We start from the raw sequence: 2,629 nt of genomic DNA, 5'->3' as shown, positions 1-2,629 counted from the left end.
TCTGGGCAGACTGCTTCAGGCCATGGGGGGCACCGATCATCTGAGAGCAGCCCTGGACATCTTTACCCGGTTGCACACCCGAGTGGCCACGGGGCAGGTGAGCACCCCTTGTGGTGATAAGGATATCGAGTTAACAATGGGCAGGCTGCTCCAGGTCATGGGGGGCAAGGAGAATCTGAGAGCAGCCCTGGATATCTTTATCCAGATGCGCACCCGGGCGGCGGGGCAGGTGCACACTCCCTGTGACGACAGGGATATCGAGCTGGCTTGGGCAGACATCTTCAGTTCATGGGGGGCACGGACAACCTGAAAACGGCTCTGAACATCTTTACCAGGCTGCGCACCCGTGCGGCCGGGTGGGCCCGGCTGCGCACCCGGGCAGCCGGTGGACGAGTAAACACCCCCTGTGATGATAAGGATATCGAGTTAGCGTTGGGCAGATATCTCCAGGTATTAGGGGGAATAGACAACCTGAAAAAAGCCCTGGAGATCTTTACCAGGCTACGCACCCAAGCTGCCGGAGGACAGGCGGGCATCCCCTGTGATGACAAGGTTATAGAATCAACACTGGGCAGACATCTCGAGGTTATGGGAGGTACAGACAATCTGAAAAGGGCCCTGGATATCTTTACCCGGCTGCGCACCCGGGCAGCTGGAGGACAGCCGAACATCCCCTGCGATGACAAGGAGATCGAACTGGCTCTGGGTAGACAGCTCAAGCTCATGGGAGGTCCGGAGAATCTGAAAATGGCTCTTGATATTTTTATCCGGTTACGCACCCGAGCGGCTAAGGGGAAGGCAAACATCCCCTGTGAGGACAAGGAGATCGAACTGGCCCTTGGCAGGCATCTTCAGACTATGGGGAACAAGGACAACCAGAAAGCAGCATTGGATATCTTTACCCGGCTGCGCGCTCAAGCTGCCGGGGGGAAGCCGAACACCCCCTGTGATGATAAAGAGATCGAACTGGCCCTGGGCATACAGCTTCAGGTTATAGGGGGCAAGGACAACATGGAAGCAGCACTGGATATCTTCACCCGGCTGCGTACTCAAGCTGCCGGGGGGCAGCCGAACACCCCCTGTGATGATAAAGAGATTGAACTGGCTCTGGGCAGGCACCTCAAGAAAATGGGAGGCACGGACAACCAGCAAGCGGCTCTGGTTATCTTTACCCGATTGCGCACCCTGGCGGCCGATGGGCGAGCGAATACCCCCTGCAATGACAAGGATATCGAGTTAACAGTGGCCAGACATCTTCAGGATCTGGGGGGCACTGAGAACCTGAAAATGGCTCTGGACATCCTTACCCGGCTACGCACCGGGGCCACACCCTGTGAGCAGAAGGAGATCAAACTGGGTATAGCAGGCATTTTCGTTGATATGGGAGAGTGGGTGCTGTTTGATGAGCTGCAACTCGAAAAGCAGTTGTGTTCGGGGTTCGAAACCTACTTAATTTTGAGTATCCGTAACTTCCGGGAATTCATGGAATTTACAGACATATTGCCCGAAAATTCGGATCTTCTGGGAAAAGCGTTCTACTGGGCTGCTCTTGCAGTGGAGGATAGTGGAGGCACAGCTGCATCCTGTATCAGTCAACTGGCTCATTGCTTCCGTCTTTTATCAACCTGGCCGAAACCCAGGCTGCAAGCGTTAGGTATTAAAGAGAGAAAAGAACAAGAATTCAAGCATAAAGCGGAATTCCTCTTCGGGAGGGCCAACAATCTTGAACCCCATCGTCTGAAACTGAGGAAAGATGATAGATGGAGGCAAAGAGAGCGAAAGCTACTGACTTCTGTGACTGATGAAACCCCGGTGCATACTTAAAACTTAAACAACCCTGTTCTCAACCCTGACGCACTTTGAACTTTTATTCCCTCGCCATAATCCATACAAAACATTTGATTTAACGAACACCTCCAGACATAACTGCGATAAAGGCTTATTCAGAGCATGTACATACCACCAAAATATGAAAGAGGCGGCCATAACCGACGACAGGCGCCTCCTTCCAGACAAAGCTATCCACGTAGGCATGCGCCTTACATCCATAGTCCACAGGGTTATCAACACCCAGGGAGTGCTGGTCAGCCTGCGCACCTCCAGCTTTCACAACGTCGTTCCCAACACTATCCGGTCTACTCTCATTCACAGATATATAACGACATAGATAAAGGCTTCCGTATTCTGAAAAGCGACCCTCAAAAAGTACTGAATGAGACAGAGATGCTATTGCAAAAATACGAGGGGGATTCGCGTCGATATGCTCGTGTTGTGCAATTAAAAGCCAGGTCTTTGTTTCTTCTTGAAGATTTTGATGGGTGTATCGGGTATGTCGATACACTCCCAAGGAGTTTACAAAACAATAAAGGAGTAATGATGGCAAAAGGGAGAGCTTTACAGGCCAGGGGCCGTTTAACGGAAGCTTTACCACTCTTCCAGCACCTTTATGCACATCATTCAAAATGTCTCAACGATGAAAAAACCAATGGACTGGCTCTGGGCAGACTACTTCAGATTATAGGGGGTACGGACAACCTGAGAATGGCCCTGGACATCTTTATCCAGCTGCGCACCCGAGCAACCGGGGGACAGGTGAATACCCCCTGCGATGATAAGGCTATTGAGTTAT

The 2,629-nt window shown here is 51.8% G+C and carries 3 protein-coding genes; all 3 read left to right on the top strand.

Going from position 1 to position 2,629, the window contains the following annotated elements; genetic code table 11:
- Positions 1–310 (top strand): hypothetical protein (locus tag E1189_RS15055; protein ID WP_196221458.1); only part of this gene is annotated, 310 nt, incomplete at its 5' end.
- Entirely contained in the window at positions 268–1,824 is a 1,557-nt protein-coding gene (locus tag E1189_RS15050; RefSeq protein ID WP_230460422.1) for a hypothetical protein, read from the top strand. The genes E1189_RS15055 and E1189_RS15050, both read left to right, overlap by 43 nt.
- A gap of 552 nt (positions 1,825–2,376) precedes the next feature.
- Positions 2,377–2,629 (top strand): hypothetical protein (locus tag E1189_RS23965; protein WP_196221457.1); only part of this gene is annotated, 253 nt, incomplete at its 3' end.

The organism is Parendozoicomonas verongulae (genome assembly GCF_009711465.1).
In the GTDB taxonomy this organism is placed as follows: Bacteria; Pseudomonadota; Gammaproteobacteria; order Pseudomonadales; family Endozoicomonadaceae; genus Sansalvadorimonas; species Sansalvadorimonas verongulae.
This window is presented reverse-complemented; position numbering and strand designations above follow the sequence as displayed.